At 64.2% G+C, this 17,420-nt stretch carries 16 protein-coding genes; 7 read left to right on the forward strand and 9 right to left on the reverse strand.

From position 1 onward, the window contains the following. Positions 1-281 precede the first annotated feature (281 nt). On the reverse strand, positions 282-977 hold the full coding sequence (locus NMG46_RS14850) for a ribonuclease HII (RefSeq protein WP_254818401.1): 696 nt from the start codon (positions 975-977) through the stop codon (positions 282-284). Between the two features lie 168 nt (positions 978-1,145). Next, positions 1,146-2,300, reverse strand: a complete 1,155-nt coding sequence (locus NMG46_RS14855) for a PA0069 family radical SAM protein (protein WP_254818651.1) — start codon at positions 2,298-2,300, stop codon at positions 1,146-1,148. Positions 2,301-2,451: 151 nt separating this feature from the next. Between NMG46_RS14855 and NMG46_RS14860 the strand changes: the two genes are divergently transcribed. Together NMG46_RS14860 and NMG46_RS14865 are read left to right on the forward strand one after the other, a co-directional pair. Next, positions 2,452-2,955 carry a glycosyltransferase gene (locus tag NMG46_RS14860; protein ID WP_254818402.1) on the forward strand — a complete coding sequence of 168 codons (504 nt, stop codon included), beginning with the start codon at positions 2,452-2,454 and terminating at the stop codon, positions 2,953-2,955. A 187-nt stretch (positions 2,956-3,142) separates the two neighbouring features. Then, on the forward strand, positions 3,143-4,117 hold the full coding sequence (locus NMG46_RS14865) for a hypothetical protein (RefSeq protein ID WP_254818403.1): 975 nt from the start codon (positions 3,143-3,145) through the stop codon (positions 4,115-4,117). A gap of 33 nt (positions 4,118-4,150) precedes the next feature. On the opposite strand, the gene moaB is transcribed toward NMG46_RS14865, so the two are convergent. The 6 genes from moaB to NMG46_RS14895 form a co-directional block, all read right to left on the reverse strand. After that, positions 4,151-4,693: a molybdenum cofactor biosynthesis protein B gene (gene moaB, locus NMG46_RS14870; RefSeq protein ID WP_254818404.1), complete on the reverse strand. Its 543-nt coding sequence runs from the start codon at positions 4,691-4,693 to the stop codon at positions 4,151-4,153. Continuing rightward, on the reverse strand, positions 4,680-5,582 hold the full coding sequence (locus NMG46_RS14875) for a 4-(cytidine 5'-diphospho)-2-C-methyl-D-erythritol kinase (RefSeq protein WP_254818405.1): 903 nt from the start codon (positions 5,580-5,582) through the stop codon (positions 4,680-4,682). The genes moaB and NMG46_RS14875 overlap by 14 nt, the downstream gene beginning before the upstream one ends. Positions 5,583-5,608: 26 nt before the next feature. Then, the gene (locus NMG46_RS14880) at positions 5,609-5,794 is read right to left on the reverse strand and encodes a hypothetical protein (protein WP_254818406.1); all 186 of its coding nucleotides are present in this window, start codon (positions 5,792-5,794) and stop codon (positions 5,609-5,611) included. 81 nt (positions 5,795-5,875) lie between these two features. Beyond that, entirely contained in the window at positions 5,876-6,733 is an 858-nt protein-coding gene (locus NMG46_RS14885) for a S49 family peptidase (protein ID WP_254818407.1), read from the reverse strand. A gap of 87 nt (positions 6,734-6,820) precedes the next feature. Beyond that, positions 6,821-7,621 carry a tRNA1(Val) (adenine(37)-N6)-methyltransferase gene (locus NMG46_RS14890; protein WP_254818408.1) on the reverse strand — a complete coding sequence of 267 codons (801 nt, stop codon included), beginning with the start codon at positions 7,619-7,621 and terminating at the stop codon, positions 6,821-6,823. Next, entirely contained in the window at positions 7,621-7,845 is a 225-nt protein-coding gene (locus NMG46_RS14895; RefSeq protein WP_023674082.1) for a DUF2007 domain-containing protein, read from the reverse strand. The genes NMG46_RS14890 and NMG46_RS14895 overlap by 1 nt, the downstream gene beginning before the upstream one ends. A 160-nt stretch (positions 7,846-8,005) precedes the next feature. Between NMG46_RS14895 and NMG46_RS14900 the strand changes: the two genes are divergently transcribed. Then, positions 8,006-9,022, forward strand: coding sequence for a polyprenyl synthetase family protein (locus tag NMG46_RS14900; protein WP_254818409.1), 1,017 nt, complete (start codon positions 8,006-8,008; stop codon positions 9,020-9,022). 129 nt (positions 9,023-9,151) lie between these two features. Here NMG46_RS14900 and NMG46_RS14905 read toward each other — a convergent pair whose 3' ends face one another. Next, on the reverse strand, positions 9,152-10,483 hold the full coding sequence (locus NMG46_RS14905; protein ID WP_254818410.1) for an MFS transporter: 1,332 nt from the start codon (positions 10,481-10,483) through the stop codon (positions 9,152-9,154). A 104-nt stretch (positions 10,484-10,587) separates the two neighbouring features. On the opposite strand from NMG46_RS14905, the gene NMG46_RS14910 reads away from it, so the two are divergent. The 4 genes from NMG46_RS14910 (at position 10,588) to glyS (ending at position 17,414) form a co-directional block, all read left to right on the forward strand. Further along, positions 10,588-11,193, forward strand: a complete 606-nt coding sequence (locus NMG46_RS14910; protein ID WP_254818411.1) for a TetR/AcrR family transcriptional regulator — start codon at positions 10,588-10,590, stop codon at positions 11,191-11,193. Between the two features lie 209 nt (positions 11,194-11,402). Further along, the gene (locus tag NMG46_RS14915) at positions 11,403-13,178 is read left to right on the forward strand and encodes a tetratricopeptide repeat protein (protein WP_254818652.1); all 1,776 of its coding nucleotides are present in this window, start codon (positions 11,403-11,405) and stop codon (positions 13,176-13,178) included. Positions 13,179-13,242: 64 nt separating this feature from the next. Further along, positions 13,243-14,304, forward strand: coding sequence for a glycine--tRNA ligase subunit alpha (locus NMG46_RS14920; RefSeq protein ID WP_254818412.1), 1,062 nt, complete (start codon positions 13,243-13,245; stop codon positions 14,302-14,304). A 512-nt stretch (positions 14,305-14,816) separates the two neighbouring features. Continuing rightward, the gene (glyS, locus tag NMG46_RS14925; RefSeq protein ID WP_254818413.1) at positions 14,817-17,414 is read left to right on the forward strand and encodes a glycine--tRNA ligase subunit beta; all 2,598 of its coding nucleotides are present in this window, start codon (positions 14,817-14,819) and stop codon (positions 17,412-17,414) included. The last annotated feature ends 6 nt before the right edge of the window (positions 17,415-17,420 follow it).

A 17,420-nucleotide genomic window follows, 5' to 3' on the forward strand; every position in this document is an offset into this window, starting at 1 on the left:
AGTAGCTCTCAAGGCAGGAAATGGCAGTCGCTCCTTCGCTCAACTGCCTCTCCAAAGAATCCTTTCTCAGCCTAAACTCAACCCCAAAATCGCCATATGCGATTCCCCTGCCCTTGAGGGGGAGATGTCGCCAAAGGCGACAGAGGGGGTCGGTACGTCCTGGCGCGACGCCACCGGGACGAAAGAGAACGTTGGCGCTTCACACGAGGCGACCCCCTCTGGCCTGCCGACCATCTCCCCATCGAGGGTCCCTCGAGGGGGATGACGCCTGGCCGAATCGCTCAATCCAAACCCGAAAAAACCTCTTCCTCCAGCACCTCGGTGCCGCCGAACCGGAACGGCGCGAAGGAGGCGCGGTGCAGCCGCGCCACCGGCCCGTGCAGATCGATCGCCGTGCGATGGCGCACAGTGGCGTAGCCCATATGCAGTTCGAAGCCGTAACGCGCATGATGGCTGCCGCAGCCGCACATCATGCGGTCGCGCAACACCTTGGCGACGATCGAGGCTGCGGCGATCGACTGCGAGCGCTGGTCGCCCTTGATCAGCGCTTTGCCCTCGCAGGGCAGGCCGGGCGGCACGTCGCGGCCGTCGGCCAGTGCCAGCTTCGGCCGGATTGACAGGCCGGCCACTGCACGGCGCATCGCCTCCAGGCTGGCCCTGAGAATGTTGGAGGCATCGATGCCTTCGGCGCTGACCGAGGCCATCGACACGGCGAGTGCGGAGCCGAGGATTTTCATGAACAGCGCCTCACGCTGCAAATGCGTCAGCCGCTTGGAATCATCGAGGCCGTCGGGGATGTTGGCGGGATCGAGCACCACCGCTGCCGCCACCACCGGCCCGGCGAGTGGGCCGCGGCCGGCCTCGTCCATCCCCGCCACCGGCCAAAGGCCTTCGGCCATCGCTCTCGTCTCGAACGAGAAGTCGGGTTTCTCGACGATTTCGAAGAGAAGCGGAGAATCGGAACGCGGGCGAGCCATGGTGCGGCGAGGTTCGCATCGGCTCCGATTCTCCGCAAGTCCCCTCCGGGTCGGGCGGGGCACCGGACCAAGAGGGGGCTACCGTCTGCAAGCCCGGGGACAGGACAGGCCGGACGGGATTTTTCGCCTGCTGCGGCCGCTTCAAAGCGGCTGGCGCGAGACGCTTTGTCACAGCAGCATCAGCTGCTCGGTTGCCTTGGCAGCGGGGACGAACTGGTCGGTCCTGAGCGAGCGCCGTTCGGCATTGAGGCCGAGCCGTTTGGCGGCGATCTCGAAACGCCTGCCGATCTGCCAGGCATAGGGGCCGGAGCCTTTCATGCGCTTGCCCCATTCCGAATCGTAGTCCTTGCCGTCGCGCATCGAACGGATCAGCGACATGACGTGGCGATAGCGGTCGGGATAGTGGCGCAGCAGCCAGTCCTTGAAGATCGGCGCGACCTCCAGCGGCAGGCGCAGCAGCACATAGCCGGCTTCACGCGCGCCCGCTGCCTGCGCCGAATCGAGGATGCGCTCCATTTCCGGGTCGGTCAGTCCGGGGATGATCGGCGCGACCATCACCGAGGCCGGAATGCCGGCGTCCGAAAGCTGTCTGATCGCCTCCAGCCGCTTGGTCGGCGTCGACGCGCGCGGCTCCATCGTTCTGGCCAGCATCCTGTCCAATGTCGTCACCGACAGCGCCACCTTGGCCAACCCGCGCTCGGCCATGCGCGACAGAATGTCGATATCGCGGGTCACCAGTGCCGATTTGGTGACGATGCCGACCGGATGGCCGCGCGCCTCCAGCACTTCGAGGATCTCGCGCATGATCCGGTATTGCTTCTCTATCGGCTGATAGGGATCGGTGTTGGTGCCTATGGCGATGGTGCGCGGCTGGTAATTATCCCTGGACAATTCCTTGTCGAGCAACCGCGCCGCATCCGGCTTGGCAAACAGCTTCGATTCGAAATCCAGCCCCGGCGACAGGCCCATGAAGCTGTGCGTCGGCCGCGCGAAACAATAGACGCAGCCATGTTCGCAGCCGCGATAGGGATTGATCGAGCGGTCGAAGGAGATATCGGGCGATTCGTTGCGGGTGATGATGGTGCGCGGCTTCTCGACCTGTACCTCGGTCTTGAAGGGCGGCAGCTCCTCCAGCGAATTCCAGCCGTCATCGAACACATGCCGGCTGACCGGCTCGAAACGGCCGGACGGATTGATGCCCGCCGACCTGCCGCGATTGCGGTCCGGACGGACGCGCATGCCGCTCTGCTCGATCATCGCATTCGCCATCTCGGCCCTGCCAGCGCCGAAGGCGGCAATGTCGGCACGCACGATCTGTTCCATTTTGGCCCTTTCCCAGGGACTGTCCGCCCGCTGTCGAATCGCTCTGCTCATGAATGTATTCCTATCGCATCGATGAGAACAAAGCAAGAACTTTCTCGCGGCGCGCCGCAAAAACTGGCGCTGCCCACCGCTTTCCGCTATTCGGCTAAACATGCTCAGCGTCCTGATCGAAACCCTGAATGACGAGGAGGGCCTTGCCCGCACACTCGCCTCGCTGATCGGCGGCGCGGTCGAGGGCGTTGTGCGCGACGTTCTCGTCTGCGACACCGGCTCGACCGATCAGACGCACCGCGTCGCCGAACATGCCGGCTGCCACTATCTCAGCGGCGGCATTGCTGCCGGCATCAGGCAGGCCAAGGGGGACTGGCTGCTCTTGCTGGAACCGGGCGCGCGGCTGGGGGAGGGCTGGATCGACGAGGTCGTCGCCCATACCGCCAGGCAAACCATGGCGGCGCGATTTTCGCGGGCACGCGGCAGCCGCGCGCCCTTCCTGTCGCGCGTCTTTGCCGGAAATCGCGCTCTCGCCGAAGGCTTGGTGATCAGCAAGCGTCAGGCCGCCGCGCTGTCTAAGAGCGCCCGCAGCGCCGAAGCGATCGCCCGCGGCCTAGCGACAAGAAGGCTCCACGCCGAGATCTGGGTGGCGCCGCGGAAGTGACGGCTTACCATCCCCGTTATGGGACCTCCGCCCAAGCAATTTTCTGGCGGGTCGTCGTTTATTGTGCATTGCACAAAATCTGACTGGGGGTTACCATTCCCAGCGATACGGGCGAATGGGTTTGGGTGTGCCGGAGCGGTGACGACGATTGTCGTCGATGCTGTTCCCTCGACATTTGAGGACCCCGATGACCCTTTCAAGCCCTGACAAGTCCGGCGCTGCAAGCCTCGAGGCGATCGCACGCAACGGCGGTACGCTGCGCCGCATCGCCGCCCGCATCCCGACCTATCTTTCCGACCTTCGCGAGAATCCGGCATGGCTGCCTATGTTCATGCTGGCGCGCACCATGCCGGCACGGCGCCTGCACTGGCGCGGCGCAAAGCCCGTTCCGCCGGCGCGCAATGTCGGTGAAACGATGTTCGCCGGCGTCGACCGCGATGCCGTCGTCCGCGCGCTGCGCACGGAAGGGCTCTATTCGGGCCTGATGCTGCCGGCCGCCATCCATGAGGAGATTGCCCGCTTCGCCGAGCGCACGCCATGCTTCGGCAATTTCGACCGCCGGCTGGAATTCCTGCCCGAAAAACACGCCGATGCCGAAAAGCATTTCGGCCGCCCGCTGCTCAGCGGTCACTATTTCGAACGGGTCCTCGACTGCAACGCTGCGGTCGCCGTGCAGCGCGATCCGCTGCTTCTCGATATCGCAGCGCACTATCTCGGCAGCCAGGCCAAGCTGATCACCACCCGCGTCTGGTGGAGCTTTCCGACCGGTGGCGTCTCGGACGCGGACAAGAACATGGCCTCGCTCGGCAAATACCATTTCGACCTCGATGACTGGCGCATGCTGAAGTTCTTTTTCTACCTGGTGCCGGTCGACGCCGACACCGGGCCGCATGTCTATGTCCGCGGCTCCCACAACCGCCGCATCCTGAAGCATCAGCTGACGCTGCTGGTCGGCCATTCGGCGGAGGAGGTGCTGGGCGTCTATGGAGAGCAGAGCCCGGTCACGCTGACCGGGCAGGCCGGCCTGGGCTTTGTCGAGGACCCGTTCGGCTTCCATATGGGCACCGTGCCGACGCGCACCCCGCGGCTGATGATGGAGGTTGGCTTCGGCGTGTCGCCGCCCTCGCGCCGCCGTTTTCACGGCGAGCCGGTCATTCGCTAAACCGAGGTCGCTTGGCTGACACCTTGGCCCGCCTCAGCCGCGCCGCAAATGCTCGTCCAGCCGCGGCATGATCTCGACGAAGTTGCAGGGCACGTGCCGGTAGTCGAGCTGCGGCTTCAAGATGCCGTCCCAGGCGTCCTTGCAGGCGCCGGGCGAGCCCGGCAGCACGAAGACGAAGGTGGCGTTGACGACGCCGCCGGTTGCCCGGCTCTGGATCGTCGAAGTGCCGATCTTGTCGTAGGAGATGCGGTGGAACACTTCGGAAAAGCCGTCCATGCGCTTTTCGAAGATCGGCTCCAGCGCTTCCGGCGTCACGTCGCGGCCGGTGAAGCCGGTGCCGCCGGTGGTGATGACGACATCGATCGCTTCGTCCCTTGACCAACCCAGGACCTTGTCGCGGATCTTGTCGCGGTCGTCGGTGACGATGTCGCGGGCGGCGAGGATGTGGCCGGCCTGGGCAATACGGTCGGCCAGCGTCTGCCCGGATTTGTCGTCGACGAGGCTGCGCGTATCGGAAACGGTCAGTACCGCGATGCGCACGGGAACAAAGGGGCGGCTCACGTCAATCCTGGCCATGGGCCTCAGCCTCCGATGTCATGCTTCGCGTCGCTGCGACAAACCAGTCTGGATGGCGGCCGCGAATATCGACGGCCGCGCGCTTGGCCACGTTGCCGGTCTCGAACAGCCCGAAGCAGGTGGCGCCGGAACCCGACATCCTGGCAAAACCGGCTCCGGCCTTGTTAAGCACGGAAAGCGCCTTGCCGATGGCGGGCTGGATTGCACGCGCCGCAGGCTCGAGATCGTTGCGGGTGATCTCCAGCCAGTTGCGGATGCTGTGGAAGTCGAGGCTGTGCGGCAGCGGCGGCAGCCCCGCATTGTCCCGGCGGCCAAGCGCCTCGAACACGTCGGCCGTCGAGACGGCAGTGCCGGGATTGACGAGCACCAGACCCAGCGCCGGGAAACCCGGCACGAGCGTCAGCTCGTCGCCGACGCCGTGGGCTATCAGCGGCTTGGCAGCGAGGCACATCGGCACGTCGGCGCCGAGCGACAGGCCGATCCGCGCCAGTTCGGCATCGCCGACATCAAGTCCCCAGGTCTGGACCAGGGCGCGCAGCACAGCCGCCGCGTCGCTCGATCCGCCGCCGACACCGGACGCGACCGGCAGGTTCTTTTCGAGCCGGATGGCGACAGCCGGCGCGTGTTGGGAACCGGCCTCGCGCCGCAGTGCGTCGCGCGCTCTCACCACCAGATTATTGTCGTCGACCGGCACCGCGGAGGCGTATTTGCCGGACACGGAAAACCCATCGCTGTCGGCAAGTTCTGTCTCGATGCGGTCGCCGAAGCGCGTGAACACAGCCAGGCTTTCGATCATGTGATAACCGTCGGCGCGCCGGCCGGTGACGTGCAGCGCGAGATTTATCTTGGCGTGCGCATGCAATGCCCGGATGCTGGCCTCGGCGTTCATGGGCTCGGCCGCTAGGGGGACGACGGTCAATCCTTGGCCAGACGGTATTCGCCGGTCTTCGGATCCTTGACCAGTGTTCCCATGGTGCCGTTGGCCGTCTGCTTTTCGGCCCGACGTACCTTGGCGGTCACCCGCTCGGCTTCCCTGATGAAGGAGCGGTAGCCGAAATAGGCGGCAATGCCGACGACGGCGAAGAAAATGATCTGCGGCATGTCAAACTCCTCCCTCGCAAGGCCGGCAAGGCCGCCGGTCGGGTCGGTTGATGATTTATGCTAGACGCTTTCACCGGCTTTTCAAAGCCCGAAGCGCGCCCACAGCGCGCGCTCTTCCGCCGCATCGATGACGCCGCTTGCCGCGGCGGCAGCGATGTCGGGCGCCGAAAAGCTCGAGCCGAACAGGCCGAAGCGGCCGAACAGGCCGCGCGGCGCGGTGATCAGCTTGAGCTGGGTTTTCGGCCCGAAACGGCTCTTCAGCACGCTGCGCATGTCGCCGAGCGCATCGACCAGCCCGAGTTCAAGCCCCTTCTTGGCCGTCCAGAACAGGCCTGTGAACAGGTCGGGATCGTCCTTGAGCTTGCTGCCGCGCCTGTCCTTGACGAGGTCGATGAAGGTCTCGTGGACCTCCAGTTGCAGCGCCTTCAGGCGCTCGACGTCCTCCTTCCTTTCCGGTTTGAACGGGTCGAGCACCGCCTTGTTCTGGCCGGCGGTGTGGACGCGGCGTTCGACGCCGATCTTCTTCAACAGCTCGGGAAAGCCGAACGAGGCCGACACCACACCGATCGAGCCGACGATGGAGGACGGGTCGGCAAAGATCTCGTCGCCCGCGACCGCAATCATGTAGCCGCCCGATGCCGCCACGTCCTCGACGAAAACCAGGACCTTCTTGTTCTTCTCGCTCGCCAGGTCGCGGATGCGCCTGAAGATCAGCCGCGACTGCACCGGCGAGCCACCTGGCGAGTTGATCGAGATGGCGACCGCCGGCGCGTCGAAGGAAAACAGCTTTTCGAGAAGACCGGCGGTGGAAGCGAGCGACAGGCTCGGCCGGAACTGGCCGCCGCCGGGCATGATCGTGCCGTGCAGCCGGATGACCGGAATGGTGACGACGGTGGAGCGCCAGGATTTCGGCAGCAGGCGGTTGAAAAGGCGTTTCACGAGGGGGCGGTCTCCGGTCGATTTGCTTGAGGCATGTAGGAATTCGCCGGCCAACGGCAATGCCGTCACCCCGGCAATCAGAATGGATCAGTCTCCGAACAGCGACGCCAGCCCGTTATTGATCAGCTCTGCCCGTTCCGAAGGGCCGTTGCCGGAATAGGCATGCAGCATCAGCGGCGGCTGGATCGACAGTTTGCCGCGTGCGCCGAGTGCTGCCCGGACGACGATGCGGATCGCTGCCGCTTCGGGGCGAGGATGGACGGCCAGCATCTCGGCGTCGCCGAAGCGGCCGGCAACGGCATCGAGGATGGCGCCGAGCTGTTCCGGCCGGGCGATGACGGCCAGCCCGCCACCCGGCCTCACCACCGCGGCCGCGCTGCGGATCCAGCTGTCGAACAATCCATCCTCCGAGACATGTGCGGCTTTTCTCAGCGGATCGGGCGTCGCGCGATCCTCGGCGGCATTGAACGGCGGGTTCATGATGACGAAATCGAAGCTGTTGTCCTCGAGGCCGGCGGCCGTTCGCGCCCGGCCCGACAGCGCGACATCGGCGACGAGCACCGAGGCGCGGTCGCTGAGATGCGCATTGCCGGGATGGGCAAGCGTGGTGGTGGCGAAGGCCGCCATTTCCGGGGAACGCTCGACAAGCACGGCCGCGGCAGCGGGGCAGCGCGACAGCACCGCCAGGCCGGCGGCACCGGCACCCGCGCCAAAGTCGGCCAGCCGCCCGGCAAAGGAGGACGGCACGGCAGCCGCCAGCATCATCGCATCCATGCCGGCGCGGTGGCCGGCCTTTCTCGGCTGCACCAGCCAGAAGCGACCGCGATGGAAGGCATCGACCGTGTGAGCCGGCATGTCCGGGACAAGGGCAGCGGGCGACGCGGACATTATTTTTGGCGGATCTCGTTGGCGATGCCGGCATCCGTCAGGATGCGCCGCGCCGCATCGGCCTTGTCGGCGTCCACCATGACACGGCGGGGCAGGATGCCGATCGAGCCGTCGAGCACGCTCATGTTCTGGTCGGCGACGAAACAGCCGATACCGGCATCGCGCATCAGCGATTCGACAAACGAAATGATGACAGCGTCGTTGGTGCGGATGAGCTCTATCATCGGATGAAACTCGCAGTTTGCGGCGTTGATGTAAACGTAGGCGTGATCATGTACCAGAGCCGGCGCGCCAATTCGCCTCTTGCCGCACCGGTGGGTGACACCCTAGAGTCCGTCCAGGGACCATGTTGCCGTCGTGCATATCGAGGTTGGGAGTTTTGCCGTGGGTGTCGTTCTCAACATTGAAAACGGGAAGCGCGAAGCCGCCTCGATAAAGGACCTCATCGACCTGACCGCGGCCGACATGGGGCGCGTCAACAAATTGATCCTGTCGAAGGCCGGCTCCGATGTCGAGATGATCCCGGAGATCGCCAACCATCTGATCTCATCCGGCGGCAAACGGCTGCGGCCGATGCTGACGCTCGCCGCCGCCCAGATGTTCGGCTATTCCGGCGACGGCCATGTCAAGCTCGCCACGTCGGTCGAATTCATGCACACCGCGACACTTCTCCACGACGACGTTGTCGACGAAAGCGGCATGCGGCGCGGCAAGAAGACGGCGCGCATGATCTGGGGCAACCAGGCCAGTGTTCTAGTCGGCGATTTCCTGCTCGGCCAGGCCTTTCGCATGATGGTCGATGTCGCCTCGCTGGAAGCGCTCGACATCCTGTCGAGTGCGGCCTCGGTGATCGCCGAAGGCGAGGTAATGCAGCTTGCCGCCGCCAAGAACCTCGAAACCACCGAGGACGAGCACTTCGCCGTGATCAAGGCCAAGACCGCGGCGCTGTTCTCAGCCGCCGCCGAGGTCGGCCCGGTCATCGCCCAGGCGACGCGCAACGATCGCGCAGCACTCCGCTCCTACGGCATGAATCTCGGCCTTGCTTTCCAGCTGATCGACGACGCGCTGGATTATGGCGGCACCAGCAAGGATCTCGGCAAGAATGTCGGCGACGATTTCCGCGAAGGCAAGGTAACGCTGCCGGTGATCCTCGCCTATCGGCGCGGCACCAAGGCCGAGCGCAGCTTCTGGAAACGCGCCATCGAGGACAATGCCGCCGACGATGCCGGACTGGAAAAGGCAATCGGCCTGATGCTCCGCCACGGGGCGATCGCCGACACCATCGGGCGCGCCCGCCATTTCGGCGAGATCGCCCGCGACGCGCTGGCGCCGCTCGAGGCGACGCCGCAGAAATCGGCGCTGATCGACGTCATCGATTTCTGCATCAGCCGGGTGAATTGACAGCCATCGGCGCCCCGCGCCGTTCTCATCGCGCCTTTGCCGGAAGAACCATTGCTGCGAGCAGGCTGGCGGCGATGCCCGCCGCCGCGAACCAGAAGGCGACCTGGATGCCGTCGGCGACGGCAATTTTCAACGCATCGCCGGACAATTCGCCGATTGGCTGTTCGCAATCGCGATCAGCACGGCCATGCCGATGGCGTTGCCGACATTGAGTGTCGTCGAAGCCATGCCCGAGGCGACGCCTTGCTGATCATGGGCAACGCCGGAAGCGGCGGCAATCCACATGGCGGTCCAGACGATGCCTTGTCCGACGCCGGAGACGATCAGTCCGGGTACGAGGGACAGATAGCTGCTCTCCGCGGTTGCGCCTGATACCATCAATGCAGTGCCGACCGCGCCGAGGATCATGCCGCCGACCAGCGTGCTGCGCGTCGAAAAGCGCGTCGCCAGACGCTCGCCGGCTTGCGTGCCGGTGGCGATGGCGACCGACGGCACGAGAAAGGCGAGGCCCGTCTGCAAGGCAGTGAAACCGTGTACGTTCTGCAACAGCACGGTGAGGAAGTAGGGCAGCGCTCCGAAAGTCGCCATGTAGAGGAAGGTTATCGTCATTCCGGCGACGAGGCTGCGGTTGTAAAACAGGCGCAGCGGCATCAGCGGATCGGCGCTCTTCGCCTCGATCATCGTGAAGGCGATCAGGAAGAATGCCGCCAGTGCTGCGCTGACGATGATTGCGGTCGATCCCCAGCCATATTCAGGCCCCTGAACCAGGGTGAAGACAAGCAGCGTCGCCCCAGCGGTGACGGTCAATGCGCCCGGCAGATCGAAGCTGCGCTGCTCGTGCCGCTTGCGATCGCGCGGGATGATGGCGAAAGCCGCGATGATGGCGATCCCGGCCAGCAGCACGTTGACGTAGAAGACCGACGGCCAGCCGAAGGCGCTGGTCAGAAACCCGCCGGCAAGCGAACCGAGCGTCAGGCCGCTGGCGCCCGCGCCGCCCCAGACGGCGAGCGCCCGGTTGCGTTCCGGTCCTTCGGCGAACAGACGGTTGATCAGCGACAGCGTCGCCGGAAACAGGAATGCGGCGCCGATGCCTTGTACCGCACGTGCCGCAATGATGATTTCCGGTGACCATGCCAGGCCGCCGACAAGCGAAGAAAGCGCGTAGAGCCAGAGTGCGAAGATGAAGACGCGGCGCTGGCCGATCAGGTCGGCGGCCCGGCCGCCGAACAGCAGGAACCCGCCGGTAAAGACAGTGTAGGCGCTCACCACCCATTGCAGGGTCTGCCCGGAAAATCCGAGGCCGGCGCCGATCTCCGGCAGGGTCACGAAGACGATGTTGAGGTCGAGCGAGATGATGAGCTGCGCGAAGGCGAGCAGCGCCAGCGTTGCGCCGCGCTTCACACCGGTTGTCCCTTGCGTTGCGATTGCCCCGAGCGGCGCGCCCTGATCCAGTGAACTCATGTCGGTCTCCTTGTCGACAATTATTTAATGATCGACAAAGAATTGGGATTTGCAATCCGAAGTCAAGCGGATTATTTGTTGATCGACAAAAATTGGAGGTCGCAATGGCGGGAAGGCCAAGGGAGTTCGACCGCGACCAGGCGCTGGAGAAAGCCCGGGACGCTTTCTGGAGACGTGGCTACGAGGGCACCTCCATGGCCGATCTCGTTTCGGCGCTTGGCCTCGCATCGGCGCGCATCTATGCCGCCTTCGGCTCGAAGGAGGATCTGTTTCGCGAAGCGGTGGCACTTTACGAGGCCAATGAGGGTGGCTTTGCCACACGCGCGCTGCAGGAAGAACCAAACGTCCGGCGCGTCATCGAGCGCATGCTTCGCGACGCGGTCGAAATCTATACGCGGCCGGGGCAGCCGCAGGGCTGCATGGTGGTGACGGCCGCCACCAATTGCGCCGTCGAAAACGACGCCGTGCAGCAATGGCTGGCGGAGCACCGGCTGGCGCGTACCGCATCGATCGTCGAGCGGTTGAAGCAAGCGGTGCGCGATGGCGAATTGAAGCCGGGTACCGACGCCGGGACGTTAGGTGATTATTACGCCACGCTGATGCACGGCCTTTCGGTGCAGGCACGTGACGGCGTGCCGAAAAAGCGGCTGCACGATCTTGTCACCGTCGCCATGCAGGCGCTCGATGCAAGCCTTTCGCAAACGTCCTGAGTTCCGGGCCGTGACGCCGGTTTCCCATTGCCGGATTGTCGCAATGCGGTCGTGCGACCTCTTTCGGCATGGTTTATTAATTGCTTGACCCGATTGTGAATTCGGGCCGGGTTGATGCGTGACCCCAAAAAGGCCATGCTTTACCTGTAAAGATCGAGTCTACGGCGATCCCGCTGACGCGGAGATGGCGTTTGGCTGAAAGGGATATGATGCGGCAAGGATATGCGCGCTGGCTGACGGGGCTGGCAATCGCGACGGGCATGGCGATCTCGGCTTTGCCGGCGCATGCCAGACAGACCGCCGAGCCGGTCAGGATCACATCCTTCTCGGGAGCCTATCTCGCCGCGCGGATTGCCGAAGGCGACAACGACCTCGACAGCGCCATTTCCTATTACAAGCAGGCGCTTGCATTCGATCCGAACGATACGGGACTGCAGCAAAGCCTGATGCTGTCGCTGATCGCGCAGGGGCGCTTCGACGAGTCCCTGGTCTATGCCGACAAACTCAAGGCGGTTCCCGACGTCGAGCGCTTCTCGCGCCTGGCGCTGGCGATCGATTCCTTCCACAAGAAGGATTTCTCCAAGGCCGAATACTGGCTCAAGCTTTCGCTCGAATCCGATCTCGACCGGCTGATCTCCGGCGTCATGACCGGCTGGGCCAAGCAAGGTGCGGGTGACGCCGGCGAGGCCATGGCTTCCATCGACAAGCTGCAGGGCCCCGACTGGTTTAGCCCGTTCAAGTCGTTCCACCGTGCCTTGATTGCCGACGTCTCGGGCCTGCCCGACAGGGCGGATGCGCTCTACACCGCCACCCTGCAAGACACGGCCGCTGGCGGTGCGGCCCCCGAAACATGGATGCGCAACGCGCAGGCCTACGCCTCTTTCCTCGCCCGCAAAGGCGACAAGGCCAAGGCGCTGTCGGTGCTCGACAAGGCCGAGGCGTTTGCGCCCGGCAAGGTCGAGATTGCAGCGCTTCGCGACAAGATCAACAAGGGCGAAAAGATCGAACCATTCGTTGCTGGTCCGTCGGACGGCGCCTCGGAGATCCTGCTCGATCTCGCCACCGCGCTCAACCGCGGCGGCGGCGAGCCGTTCGTGCGGCTCTATCTGCGATATGCCCTGGCGCTGCGGCCCGGCAACGACGCGGCGCTCGTTCAGCTTGCCGCGGTCGCCGAGCAGTTGAAAGACGGCGAGGGCGCCATCGCGCTCTATCGCCGCATTCCCGCCGGCTCGCCGCTGAAGGAGCTGTCGGACCTGCAGCTTGGCCTCAACCTCGCCGATCTTGACCGCAATGACGAGGCGATCGCTCACCTCAAGGCCATCGTCGATGCGCATCCAGACGACATGCGCGCCTATCTGGCGCTCGGCGGCGTCTATTCCGCGAAGGAGGATTTCCGCTCCGCCGCCAATCTTTACGACAAGGCAGTCGAGGTGCTGAAGACGCCGACCGCCGCCAACTGGAACATCTTCTACCAGCGCGGCATCGCCTATGAGCGGCTGAAGGAATGGCCGAAGGCCGAGCCGAATTTCCGCAAGGCGCTGGAGCTCTACCCCGACCAGCCGCAGGTCCTGAACTATCTCGGCTATTCCTGGGTCGACAAGAACATGAACCTCAAGGAAGGCCTCGCGATGATCCAGAAGGCCGTCGACCTGAGGCCGAGCGACGGCTACATCGTCGACTCGCTGGGCTGGGCCTATTACCGCCTTGGCCAGTTCGACGACGCGGTGCGCGAAATGGAACGCGCCGTTTCGTTGAAGCCGGAGGATCCGGTGCTCAACGATCACCTCGGCGACGCCTACTGGCGCGTCGGCCGCAAGCTGGAAGCCACCTTCCAGTGGAACCAGGCCCGCGACCTGAAGCCGGACCCGGATGTGCTTGCCGCCTTGCAGCAAAAGCTGATGAAGGGCCTGCCGCCGATCGAATCCAACACGGCGCAGGAAACCCCGAACGTAAAACCCGAGCCGGCGCCCGCCCCGAAGGGGTGACCCCATCGCCTTGACGGTCGCGGAGCGGCACTCTACGAGGTGCCGCATCCCGCCGGAGGCCGCCGTGACCGTTGATATTCCTGCCCACATGCATCCCAGCCGCTCGTTCCAGGGGCTGATCCTGACTTTGCATAATTACTGGGCGGACTATGGCTGCGTCGTCCTCCAGCCTTACGACATGGAAGTCGGCGCCGGCACATTCCATCCGGCCACGACATTGCGCGCGCTCGGCCCAAAACGCTGGAACGCGGCCTATGTCCAGCCGTCGCGCCGCCCCAAGGACGGCCGCTATGGCGAGAACCCGAACCGACTGCAGCACTATTATCAGTACCAGGTGATCCTGAAGCCCAATCCGCCCAATCTGCAGGAGCTTTACCTCGGCTCGCTGGCCGCGATCGGCATCGATCCGCTGCTGCACGACATCCGCTTCGTCGAGGACGACTGGGAAAGCCCGACGCTGGGCGCCTGGGGGCTGGGCTGGGAGTGCTGGTGCGACGGCATGGAGGTGTCGCAGTTCACCTATTTCCAGCAGGTCTGCGGGATCGAATGCGCACCTGTAGCGGGCGAGCTCACTTACGGGCTGGAGCGGCTGGCCATGTATGTGCAGGGCGTCGACAATGTCTACGACCTCAATTTCAACGGCCGCGAAGGCGCCGACAAGGTGACCTATGGCGACGTCTTCCTGCAGGCCGAGCAGGAATATTCGCGCCACAATTTCGAATTCGCCAACACCGCGATGCTGCTGCGCCATTTCGAAGACGCCGAAGCCGAGTGCAAGGCGCTGCTACAAGCCGGCGCCCCTATCTCCCCCCTTGAGGGGGAGATGCCCGCGAAGCGGGCAGAGGGGGTCATCTCAGAAGGCACCTCAAGTCAAGCGTCGAGCACTGCACGAGCGACCCCACCCGGCCCTTCGGGCCACCCTCCCCTCAAGGGGGAGGGTTATCACCGCATGGTATTCCCCGCCTACGACCAGTGCATCAAGGCCAGCCACGTCTTCAACCTGCTCGACGCACGCGGCGTGATTTCGGTCACCGAGCGCCAGAGTTACATCTTGCGGGTGCGCAATCTGGCCAAAGCCTGCGGCGAGGCGTTTCTGCTGACGCAGGCGGGCGGAATGGCGGCTTAAAGCGCGTCGCGTTCGACCGGCCTCATGCAACGCGCTTTAAGTTCTTGTTTTGATGCATGTCGTTATCGCAAAACCGCTGCACGCTTTTGCGCGACATGCACATAAGCTCCAGGCGATTTCGACAGGAGCGCTGATTGGCAACGTACCTTGGCCGCTTGCACCGGCTATCGTCCGCAGCGCTTGCCTGACTCCGGGCATCGAGAACGTGCCATGCACCTGTGCTGTAAAACAGGCGCTGAGCGCGAGGATTTGCAGGAATGTCGATGCCGTTTTCATTCGTTTAGCCAATAGCTCTCTGCCTGAGCGGTGGTCGCTTCAGCGCTGCGTTCGGTTCATGGAAATCTTTGACCCAAGGACGGGCGGACCGCTTCGTGTCCGACAGGCGGCTGAATTTTTTCGGAAATCGCCGTTGGATGCCTTGATCGTGCTGGCCCGATCTTGCTGGGAAGGGTGACAGCGGCCGGCCGAGTTGCTATGCCCCGCCCGGACCATTTGCCGCGTGAGCACACTCAATGCCCGACCTGCTTTTAGAACTCCGTTCGGAAGAGATTCCTGCTCGTATGCAGAGAAAAGCTGCCGGCGACCTGAAGAAGCTGCTGACCGACGGTCTGGTCGAAGCCGGGCTGACTTATGAGGCGGCGCGCGAATATTGGACGCCGCGCCGGCTGGCGCTCGACATCCGCGGGCTGACCGCCCGCTCGAAGGACATAAACGAGGAGATCAAGGGCCCCTCGACCAAGGCGCCCGAGCAGGCGGTGCAAGGTTTTCTGCGCAAGGCCGGCCTTGCCTCGATTGCCGCGGCGCATGTTCATTCCGATCCGAAGAAGGGCGACTTCTATGTCGCCCATATTGCCAGGCCGGGCAGGCCGGCCGAGCAGATCATCGCCGAGCTGGTGCCGGGCATCATCCGCAACTTTCCCTGGCCGAAATCGATGCGCTGGGGGCCGGCTTCGGCCAAGCCCGGCTCGTTGCGCTGGGTGCGGCCATTGCAATCGATCCTGTGCACCTTCGGCCCGGAAACCGAGGAGCCGGTTGTGGTGGATTTCGAGATCGACGGCATCCGCTCGGGCAACGTCACCTACGGCCACCGTTTTCATGCGCCGGGCGCCATCACGGTGCGCCGCTTCGACGATTATGTCGCCAAGCTTGAGGCAGCCAAGGTCGTGCTCGATGCCGACCGGCGCAAGGAGATCATTCTTGCCGATGCCAGGAACCTCGCCTTCGCCAGTGGGCTCGACCTCGTCGAGGACGAGGGGCTGCTGGAGGAAGTGTCGGGCCTGGTCGAATGGCCTGTCGTGCTGATGGGCGAATTCGAGCAGGATTTTCTGACCATTCCGGCCGAGGTGATCAGGCTCACCATCCGCGCCAACCAGAAGTGTTTCGTGACGCGGCCGCACAGTACCGGCGAAGACCTCTCCAACCGCTTTATCCTGACCGCCAACATCGAGGCCAAGGACGGCGGCAAGGAGATTGCCCACGGCAACGGCAAGGTGGTGCGCGCGCGCCTGTCCGACGCGCTCTATTTCTGGAAGACCGACCAGGGCGACCTGCCGGATCTCGACCAGTTGCAGGCATCGGCCGAAAAGTTCGGGCTCGATCTGAACAAACCGCTCGACCAGCGCATGGCCCGCCTCGACCATCTCGGCGTCACCTTCCACGCCAAGCTCGGCACACAGGGCGAGCGGGTGGAGCGCATCAAGCGGCTGGCGGAAGAACTGGCGCCGGTCGTGGTGCGCGCAATCTCCCCCCTTGAGGGGGAGATGGCCGGCAGGCCAGAGGGGGTCGTCTCGCGTGAAGCGCCGGCATCCTCTGCCCAAAATAGGAAGCCGCGTCAGGACGTGCCGACCCCCTCTGTCGCCTTCGGCGACATCTCCCCCTCAAGGGGGGAGATTCCCGCGCTCGCACGCCGCGCTGCAGTCCTGGCCAAGGCCGATCTCATCACCGAGGTGGTCGGAGAATTTCCGGAACTGCAAGGCGCCATGGGGCGCAAATACGCACTGCTGCAGGGCGAGCATCCTTCCGTTGCCGCGGCGATCGAGGAACACTACAAGCCGCAGGGACCGTCCGATCGCGTGCCGACCGACCCGGTGTCGGTTGCCGTGGCGCTGGCCGACAAGCTTGATACGCTGGTCGGGTTCTGGGCCATTGATGAAAAGCCGACGGGATCGAAGGACCCCTATGCGTTGAGAAGAGCGGCGCTGGGGGTGGTAAGAATTTTGGTCGAGAATGGGGTAAGACTGCCGCTCCAGCGCCAGTTTTTAAACGCGCTATTCGGGCTTACCTTCAATGGCGGTAATCGGTTTTCGGTGGTCTGGCGAGCTGACGATGGGGGTGATTTCACGACCGGTGTGGGATCAGCCGATGATTTGATCAGTGAACAAGCAGGTTCGCTGTCCTCGGAGGTACGTGGCATCGAACTGCCAGACCACTCCGCGGCTGAGATAATTGCCGACCTCCTCGCCTTCTTCCACGATCGCCTAAAGGTCTATCTCCGCGACCAGGGCGCGCGGCATGATCTGATCGACGCGGTGTTGGCGGCAGGTTCGCGCCCAATCTCCCCCCTAGAGGGGGAGATGTCGGCGAAGCCGACAGAGGGGGGCGCTGTCCCGCCAGCCTCTCATTCTGTCGCGCCCCCCTCTGCCCTGCCGGGCATCTCCCCCTCTAGGGGGGAGATCGGCCAATCGTCCAACGACGACCTCCTGCAGATCGTCCGCCGTGTCGAGGCGCTTGGCTCCTTCCTCGACACCGAGGACGGCAGGAACCTGCTTGCCGGCACCAAGCGCGCGGCCAACATTGTGGCTGCCGAAGAGAAGAAGGGGACGGCGATCGCAACCAGCGTTGAGCCGGCTCTGTTCCGGGAGAACGCCGAAAAAACCTTGTTTGCCGCGGTGAATCAGGCCGAGAGGCAAGCCGGCGAAGCAATTCAAAACGAAGACTTTTCCGCCGCCATGCTGGCGCTTAGCGTGTTGCGCGAGCCGGTTGATTCATTCTTTGAGAAAGTCCTGGTAAACGATGAGGACCAGGCTGTGCGCGCCAATCGCCTGGCATTGCTCGCCCGCATCCGCGCGGCGACGGACCGGGTCGCCGATTTCTCGAAAATAGCCGGCTGACATCCG

Source organism: Mesorhizobium sp. LMG 17147, from assembly GCF_024297145.1.
Classification (GTDB): Bacteria; Pseudomonadota; Alphaproteobacteria; order Rhizobiales; family Rhizobiaceae; genus Mesorhizobium.

What these genes read in the sequence shown, in the direction of transcription:
- NMG46_RS14850 (WP_254818401.1), bottom strand. Translation starts at nt 977, where the DNA reads ATGGCTCGCCCGCGTTCCGATTCTCCGCTTCTCTTCGAAATCGTCGAG.
- NMG46_RS14855 (WP_254818651.1), bottom strand. Translation starts at nt 2,300, where the DNA reads ATGGAACAGATCGTGCGTGCCGACATTGCCGCCTTCGGCGCTGGCAGG.
- NMG46_RS14860 (WP_254818402.1), top strand. Translation starts at nt 2,452, where the DNA reads ATGCTCAGCGTCCTGATCGAAACCCTGAATGACGAGGAGGGCCTTGCC.
- NMG46_RS14865 (WP_254818403.1), top strand. Translation starts at nt 3,143, where the DNA reads ATGACCCTTTCAAGCCCTGACAAGTCCGGCGCTGCAAGCCTCGAGGCG.
- moaB (WP_254818404.1), bottom strand. Translation starts at nt 4,693, where the DNA reads ATGGCCAGGATTGACGTGAGCCGCCCCTTTGTTCCCGTGCGCATCGCG.
- NMG46_RS14875 (WP_254818405.1), bottom strand. Translation starts at nt 5,582, where the DNA reads ATGAACGCCGAGGCCAGCATCCGGGCATTGCATGCGCACGCCAAGATA.
- NMG46_RS14880 (WP_254818406.1), bottom strand. Translation starts at nt 5,794, where the DNA reads ATGCCGCAGATCATTTTCTTCGCCGTCGTCGGCATTGCCGCCTATTTC.
- NMG46_RS14890 (WP_254818408.1), bottom strand. Translation starts at nt 7,621, where the DNA reads ATGTCCGCGTCGCCCGCTGCCCTTGTCCCGGACATGCCGGCTCACACG.
- NMG46_RS14895 (WP_023674082.1), bottom strand. Translation starts at nt 7,845, where the DNA reads ATGATAGAGCTCATCCGCACCAACGACGCTGTCATCATTTCGTTTGTC.
- NMG46_RS14905 (WP_254818410.1), bottom strand. Translation starts at nt 10,483, where the DNA reads ATGAGTTCACTGGATCAGGGCGCGCCGCTCGGGGCAATCGCAACGCAA.
- NMG46_RS14910 (WP_254818411.1), top strand. Translation starts at nt 10,588, where the DNA reads ATGGCGGGAAGGCCAAGGGAGTTCGACCGCGACCAGGCGCTGGAGAAA.
- NMG46_RS14915 (WP_254818652.1), top strand. Translation starts at nt 11,403, where the DNA reads ATGCGGCAAGGATATGCGCGCTGGCTGACGGGGCTGGCAATCGCGACG.
- glyS (WP_254818413.1), top strand. Translation starts at nt 14,817, where the DNA reads ATGCCCGACCTGCTTTTAGAACTCCGTTCGGAAGAGATTCCTGCTCGT.